At 75.0% G+C, this 5,941-nt stretch carries 7 protein-coding genes; 6 read left to right on the forward strand and 1 reads right to left on the reverse strand.

Annotation, left to right across the window (positions count from 1 at the left end):
• Nucleotides 1-515 (forward strand): phospholipase D-like domain-containing protein (locus MZTS_RS22180; RefSeq protein WP_246482223.1); only part of this gene is annotated, 515 nt, incomplete at its 5' end.
• A 74-nt stretch (nt 516-589) separates the two neighbouring features.
• Here MZTS_RS22180 and MZTS_RS22185 read toward each other — a convergent pair.
• Nucleotides 590-1,360, reverse strand: coding sequence for an endonuclease/exonuclease/phosphatase family protein (locus MZTS_RS22185; RefSeq protein ID WP_246482225.1), 771 nt, complete (start codon nt 1,358-1,360; stop codon nt 590-592).
• Between the two features lie 285 nt (nt 1,361-1,645).
• On the opposite strand from MZTS_RS22185, the gene MZTS_RS22190 reads away from it, so the two are divergent.
• The 5 genes from MZTS_RS22190 to MZTS_RS22210 form a co-directional block, all read left to right on the forward strand.
• On the forward strand, nt 1,646-2,533 hold the full coding sequence (locus MZTS_RS22190; protein WP_009866337.1) for an N-acetylmuramic acid 6-phosphate etherase: 888 nt from the start codon (nt 1,646-1,648) through the stop codon (nt 2,531-2,533).
• Complete coding sequence (locus tag MZTS_RS22195) at nt 2,530-3,561, forward strand: SIS domain-containing protein (RefSeq protein ID WP_246482224.1); 1,032 nt, start codon at nt 2,530-2,532, stop codon at nt 3,559-3,561. The genes MZTS_RS22190 and MZTS_RS22195 overlap by 4 nt, the downstream gene beginning before the upstream one ends.
• A 52-nt stretch (nt 3,562-3,613) precedes the next feature.
• Nucleotides 3,614-4,780 carry an N-acetylglucosamine-6-phosphate deacetylase gene (nagA, locus tag MZTS_RS22200; protein WP_192285435.1) on the forward strand — a complete coding sequence of 389 codons (1,167 nt, stop codon included), beginning with the start codon at nt 3,614-3,616 and terminating at the stop codon, nt 4,778-4,780.
• Nucleotides 4,781-4,838: 58 nt separating this feature from the next.
• Entirely contained in the window at nt 4,839-5,102 is a 264-nt protein-coding gene (locus MZTS_RS22205; RefSeq protein ID WP_192285436.1) for a hypothetical protein, read from the forward strand.
• Between the two features lie 114 nt (nt 5,103-5,216).
• Nucleotides 5,217-5,941: trehalase-like domain-containing protein (locus MZTS_RS22210; protein WP_343068832.1), on the forward strand; the 725-nt coding region annotated here is incomplete at its 3' end.

The raw sequence follows: 5,941 nt of genomic DNA on the forward strand, positions 1-5,941 counted from the left end.
GCCGCGCCGACCGGTTCGGCCGCCTGCGGATCGTCGCGCCGCACACGCCGAAGCGCCGGCCGATCCTGGTCCATGCCAAGGTCGCGATCATCGACGAGCGCCTGCTGCGGATCGGCTCGACCAACCTCAACAACCGCTCCTTCGGCTACGACACCGAGTGCGACCTCGCGGTCGAGGTGCCCGCCGAGGATTCCGCCGCCCGCGCCGCCCTGCGCCGGGTGCTCTACGGGCTGCTCAGCCATCACGGCGGCTGCCCGGCCGACGTGTTCGCCCAGGCTGTCGCGGCGCGCGGCTCCCTGCGGGCGGTGCTCGACGATCCCGAGCTGATGCCCGGCTCGCGGCTCTGCCCCCTGGTCCCCTCCTGGCGCGGCCCGCTGATCCGCCTCGTCGAGGCGTTCCATCTCGGCGATCCGGCCAGCCCGGCGGATGCGTGGCGCCCCTGGCGCCGCCGCGCGGTGGTCTCGCGCGCCTCCAGCGCGCTGCGGAAGCCGACAGTCGTCGAGGCGTCGGTTTAGGACTCCTGATCTGATCGGGATCCCAAAGGGATCATCCCTTTGGCGGGGGCTCGGGGCAGAGCCCCGATGACGATTCAGGCCCCGATCCGGATCTCCGCCAGCAGCGGCAGATGGTCGGAGGCTTGCCGGGCCAGGGCGGTGTTCACGACGGCGATGCGCTCGACGGCGATCCGATCGCTGACGAAGACGTGGTCGATGCGCAGCAGGGGGAAGCGACTAGGGAAGGTCGCCTCGCCGCGTCCCCGGCGGCGGCCGGCCAGCTGCCGCGCATCGGTGAGGCGCCGGTTCAGCCGGCGATAGGCCCGGGACCAGGCGGTGGCGTTGAAGTCGCCGAGGAGCACCACCGGCTCCGCGCAGGCCGGATCTCCGAGCCAATCGGGCCCGAGCAGGGCCTCGGCCTGGGCGATGCGCTCCGCGCCGAGCAGGCCGAAATGCGTGTTGAGCACCTGAAGCCGCGCCGCGCCGGCGGTGACCTCGACCCAGAGGGCGCCCCGCGGCTCCAGGCCGGGCCGCCGCAGCAGGCCGGGCAGGGAGGCGGCGCGCCGCAGCCGCGAGGGCAGGCGGGTGAGCAGGGCGTCGCCGTAACGCTCTTCCGCGAGGTGCAGGGCCGGGTGGAAATGCGCGCTCATGCCGACGCGCCGGGCGATCTCCTCCGCCTGATCCAGCCCGCCGGTGCGCGTGCGCCCGACATCGACCTCTTGCAGGGCGACGATGTCGGCCCCCGTGGCGGCGACGACCCGCGCCACCCGCTCCGGGGCGATCCGCCCATCGGTGCCGCGGCAATGGCGGATGTTGTAGCTGAGCAGGCGCAGGCGCCCCGATTCCGCCGGATCCGGTGCGATCATCGTCCCGCCGGGCCGCCCGTCGATCTCCCCGTCCATCTGCCCTTGGCTCACACCCTCTCCCTTCGACCGATCCCGCGCGGCGCGCGCCAACCGAACGCCGGGGCCGGCCAACCGATCCCTGCGATGCGGTGCCATCGGCCGCGGCGTTTTCCGCTGGCGGCGGAACCGAGCGGGGGATCGCCTCTTTCGAGAAAGCGAAGCGGGCGGGATCCTGGGCCCGGCCTTGGCGATCGGATCGCGATAGGATCGGATGAGCACGAATCGGAGCGAGGGGGCGCGGCAGGCATGAGGACCGAGGACGCCAGTCCCCGCTACGTCGATCTCGACGCCTGGGAGGGACGCGACATCCTTCAGGCGCTCTGGGAGGGCCAGCTCGCCGCCGTCGCGGCCGTGGGCCCGGCCTTGGCCGAGATCGCCGCCGCGGCGGAGGCCGCCGAGGCGGGGCTGCGCGAGGGCGGGCGCTTGGTCTATGTCGGAGCGGGCACCTCGGCCCGGATCGGCGTGCAGGACGGGGCGGAATTGCCGCCGACCTTCGACTGGCCGGAGGCCCGCCTGGGCTTCGCCATCGCCGGCGGGGAAGGCGCCCTGCTGCGCGCCGTGGAGGATGCCGAGGATTCCGGGGCCGACGGCGCGGACTGGATCGCCCGCGCCGGAATCGGCCCCCGGGACGTGGTGGTGGGGCTGGCCGCCAGCGGCACGACGCCGTTCACGCTCCAGGCGCTGAAGGCCGCCCGCGCCCGCGGCGCCGTCACGGTGGGGATTTCCAACAATCCCGGCACGCCGATCCTGCGCGAGGCCGCCCATCCCATCCTCGCCGCGACGGGGGCGGAGGTGCTGGCGGGCTCGACCCGGATGAAGGCGGGCACCGCGCAGAAGGTGATCCTCAACCTGTTCTCGACGCTGCTGATGATCCGGCTCGGCCGGGTCTACCGTGGCCGGATGGTGGCGATGCGCGCGACCAACCGGAAGCTGCGGGCCCGGGGCGTGGCCATGGTCGCCGAACTCGCCCGATGCGACGCGGAGGCCGCCGCCGACGCGCTGGGGCGGGCGGAGGGCGACATCAAGCGCGCGGTGCTGATCGCGGGCGGCGCGAGCCCGGCGCGGGCGGACGACCTGCTCCTGCGCCATGACGGCAACCTGCGCCGGGCGCTCGGTGAGGCGGCGCGCCCATGACCAGACCCGAGACCGGCAACCCGACGACCTTCATGGCGCGGGAGATCGCCGAGATCCCCGCCGCCGCCGGGCGCCTGCTGGCGGAAGGGGAGGCGGCCCGGATCGGCGCGGGGCTGAGGGACAGGGCCTTTCCGTTCGCGGTGCTGTGCGGGCGGGGCAGTTCCGGCCATGCCGGCGTCCACCTGCGCTACCTGATCGAGACGCGGCTCGGCCTGCCGGTCTCGGCGGCGGCGCCCTCGGTGGTGACGGGCTACGACCGTCCGCCCCAGGTCGCGGGGGCGCTGTTCGTGGTGATCTCGCAATCCGGCCGCTCGCCGGATCTGGTCGCGGCGACCGAGGCCGCGCGGGTGGGCGGGGCGCTGACCCTGGCCGTGGTCAACGATCCCGATTCTCCCGCCGCGCGGGCGAGCGATCTCGTCCTGCCGATCCTGGCCGGGCCCGAGCGGGCGGTCGCCGCGACCAAGACGGTGACGAACTCGCTGGTCGCGGGCGCTGCCCTGGTGGCGGCCTGGGCCGGCGATGGGCAACTGGGGCAGGGCCTCTCCGCCCTGCCGGAGCGGCTGGACCGGGCGCGCGCCCTCGACTGGTCGGCCTGGACGACGGATCTGGCGCAGGCCCCGGCCGCCTTCGTCACCGGGCGCGGCCACGGGCTCGGGCCGGTGCGGGAAATCGCGCTCAAGCTCGCCGAAACCTTACGCCTGCCGGCACTGGGCTATTCCGCGGCCGAGCTGCGCCACGGCCCCCGTGCCTCGGTCTCCGCCGCCACCCCGGTCCTGGCGCTGCGGCAGGCCGATCCCCTGGCCGAGGGCGTCGATGCCCTGGTGCGCGACCTCGCCGGCGATGGGGTGCGGGTGCAGGCCTGCGGCGGACCGCTCGGCAGCCTGCCCTGGATCGGCGACGGGCACCCGGCCTGCGACCCTATCGCCATGCTGGTCCCGGCCTACCGGGCGATCGAGGCGGAGGCCCGCCGCCGCGGCCTCGACCCGGACGCGCCCGCCGGCCTGACCAAGGTCACGGAGACGCTGTGATGGCGGGCGCGAGACGCGGGCCGGGGCTCCGCCCCGGCGCCCCGGCGAAGGGATGATCCCTGTGCGAACCCAAACCGACCAAGCGTTGTCCGCCGAGGCTGTCTTCGACGGCGAGCGGATCCTGCGCGACCGGGTCGTCGTGCTGCGTGGCGGGCGGATCGCCGACCTCGCCGCCGCGCCGCCTGCGGGCGTGCCGGTCACCCCTCTGCCGGCGGGCGCGATCCTGGCGCCGGGCTTCGTCGACCTTCAGGTCAATGGCGGCGGCGGGGTGCTGCTCAACGACGATCCGAGCGTCGCGGGCATCGCCCGGATCGTGGCGGCCCATCGCCGGGGCGGCACCACCGCCCTCCTGCCGACCCTCATCACCGACACCCGCCCGGCGATCCGCGCCGCGATCGAGGGCGTCGCGGCGGCGCTGCGGGCCGGCGTGCCCGGCCTCCTCGGCATCCATCTCGAAGGGCCTTTCCTCAGCCCGGAGAGGATCGGCATCCACGATCCGTCCCGTCTGGCGCAGTTCGGGCCCGGCGACGCGGCGCTCCTGACCGGGCTGGGCGGGCACGGCGTCACCCTGGTGACGCTGGCGCCCGAGCGGGTGCCGCCGGGAGCGGTGGCCGATCTCGTCGCCCGCGGCGCCCGGGTCTGTGCCGGGCACACCGCCGATCCCGGCCCGGCGATCCGGGCGGCGATGGGCGAGGGGCTGTCCGGCTTCACCCATCTGTTCAACGCCATGTCGCAGCTGGGCCCCCGCGCGCCCGGCGCGGTCGGCATCGCCCTGGCCGAGGAGGGGGCGTTCGCCGGGATCATCGCCGACGGCCACCATGTCGGCGACGATCAGCTCCGCCTGGCCCTGCGCCTCAAGGGGCGGGATCGGCTGATGCTGGTGACCGACGCGATGCCCCCCGTCGGCGACCTCCGGGCGGATACGTCCTTCACCCTGTTCGGCCGCCGCATCGCGCGCGCGGGCGACCGCCTCACCGGTGAGGACGGAACGCTGGCCGGCGCCGCGATCACCATGGCCCAGGCCGTGCGGCACATGAGCCGGCGGGGCGGCGCCTCCCTGGAGGAGGCCCTGGCGATGGCCTCCCTGACCCCCGCCCGTTTCCTCGGGCTCGAAGCGCGGCTCGGCCGGATCGCCCCCGGCCATGCCGCCGACCTCGTGGCGCTGTCCGCCGATCTCGACGTGCTCGGCACCTGGATCGGCGGGGAACAAGCCCCCTGACCGGCGGTTCGCCTCGTCACGGTGCCCAACGGGCATCGGTGCCAAGAGGTTTGAATCGATGAGAGCTTCGTTTCGAGGCGGCCTCGTCGCCCTGGCCGCCACGCTCGCCCTCGCCCTCGCCGGTCCCGCCTGCGCCCAGGGTGCCGGCGCCAACGCGGGCAGCGGCCTCTCGCCGTCGTCGAGCGCCACCGGCAACGACCGCACGGCCGGGGTCAATAACGGGAATTACCGGCGGCCCGGCGGCTACGGCACGCGGCGGGGCGACCGCTCGGGCAGGGCCCGGCCGCACCGGATCATCCGGGGCCGCGCCCACCGGGACTGAGCGGAAGCCGCCCATCGTCTGTCGGCCCCGCCGCCCCGCCTCCCTCGGTGTCGCAGGGCCGAACCCCCGCTCCCGGCGGAACGTTGGCGCGGCGCGCATCGACCGGGAGCGACCGTGACGGACAGACCCATCGCCGACTACGCCGTGATCGGCGATACCTGCACCACGGCCCTGATCGCCCGCGACGGTTCCCTCGATTGGCTGTGCTGGCCCCGGCATGACGGGCCGGCCGTGTTCCTGGCGCTGCTCGACGCGGAGCGGGGCGGCACCTGCCGCCTCGTTCTCGACGGCCTGAGCGGCATCACCCGCCGCTATCTCCCCGGCACCACCATTCTGGAAACCACCTTCGTCACCGCCACTGGCCGGGCGGTGCTCACCGACTTCATGCCGCTCCATCCGCACGCATCCGTGCCGGAGGAGGGGCCGGACGGCCACGCCCAGGGCCGGGTGGTCCGCCGCCTCGCCTGCGAGGCGGGGCAGCTCTCCGGCCGCTGGGAGCTGCGGCCGACCTTCGATTACGCCCGCGCCCCGACCGAGGCGGTGACGCAAGCGGACGGCCGGATCCGCTTCAGGGGCGGGGGCGAGACGATCCTCGCCGCCTGCACGGTGCCGCTGGAGCGGCGCGATGCCGCCGCCGAGGGCGCCTTCTCCCTGCGGGCCGGGGGGCGCGCCGATCTGGTGATCGCCCATGGGGACGACACGGTGGGGGAGGGGGTGTCCGAGGCGGTCGATGCATCGCTGGCCGCGACGCGGGCCTATTGGGAGGAATGGTCGGGCCGCTGCACCTATCGCGGCCCCTATCGCGACACGGTCCTGCGCAGGAGCTATGCAGGATTTTA

Origin of the sequence: Methylorubrum zatmanii, from assembly GCF_014845115.1 — a bacterium.
Classification (GTDB): Bacteria; Pseudomonadota; Alphaproteobacteria; order Rhizobiales; family Beijerinckiaceae; genus Methylobacterium; species Methylobacterium zatmanii.

What these genes read in the sequence shown, in the direction of transcription:
- MZTS_RS22195 (WP_246482224.1), top strand. Translation starts at nt 2,530, where the DNA reads ATGACCAGACCCGAGACCGGCAACCCGACGACCTTCATGGCGCGGGAG.
- MZTS_RS22190 (WP_009866337.1), top strand. Translation starts at nt 1,646, where the DNA reads ATGAGGACCGAGGACGCCAGTCCCCGCTACGTCGATCTCGACGCCTGG.
- MZTS_RS22185 (WP_246482225.1), bottom strand. Translation starts at nt 1,360, where the DNA reads ATGATCGCACCGGATCCGGCGGAATCGGGGCGCCTGCGCCTGCTCAGC.
- MZTS_RS22205 (WP_192285436.1), top strand. Translation starts at nt 4,839, where the DNA reads ATGAGAGCTTCGTTTCGAGGCGGCCTCGTCGCCCTGGCCGCCACGCTC.
- nagA (WP_192285435.1), top strand. Translation starts at nt 3,614, where the DNA reads ATGATCCCTGTGCGAACCCAAACCGACCAAGCGTTGTCCGCCGAGGCT.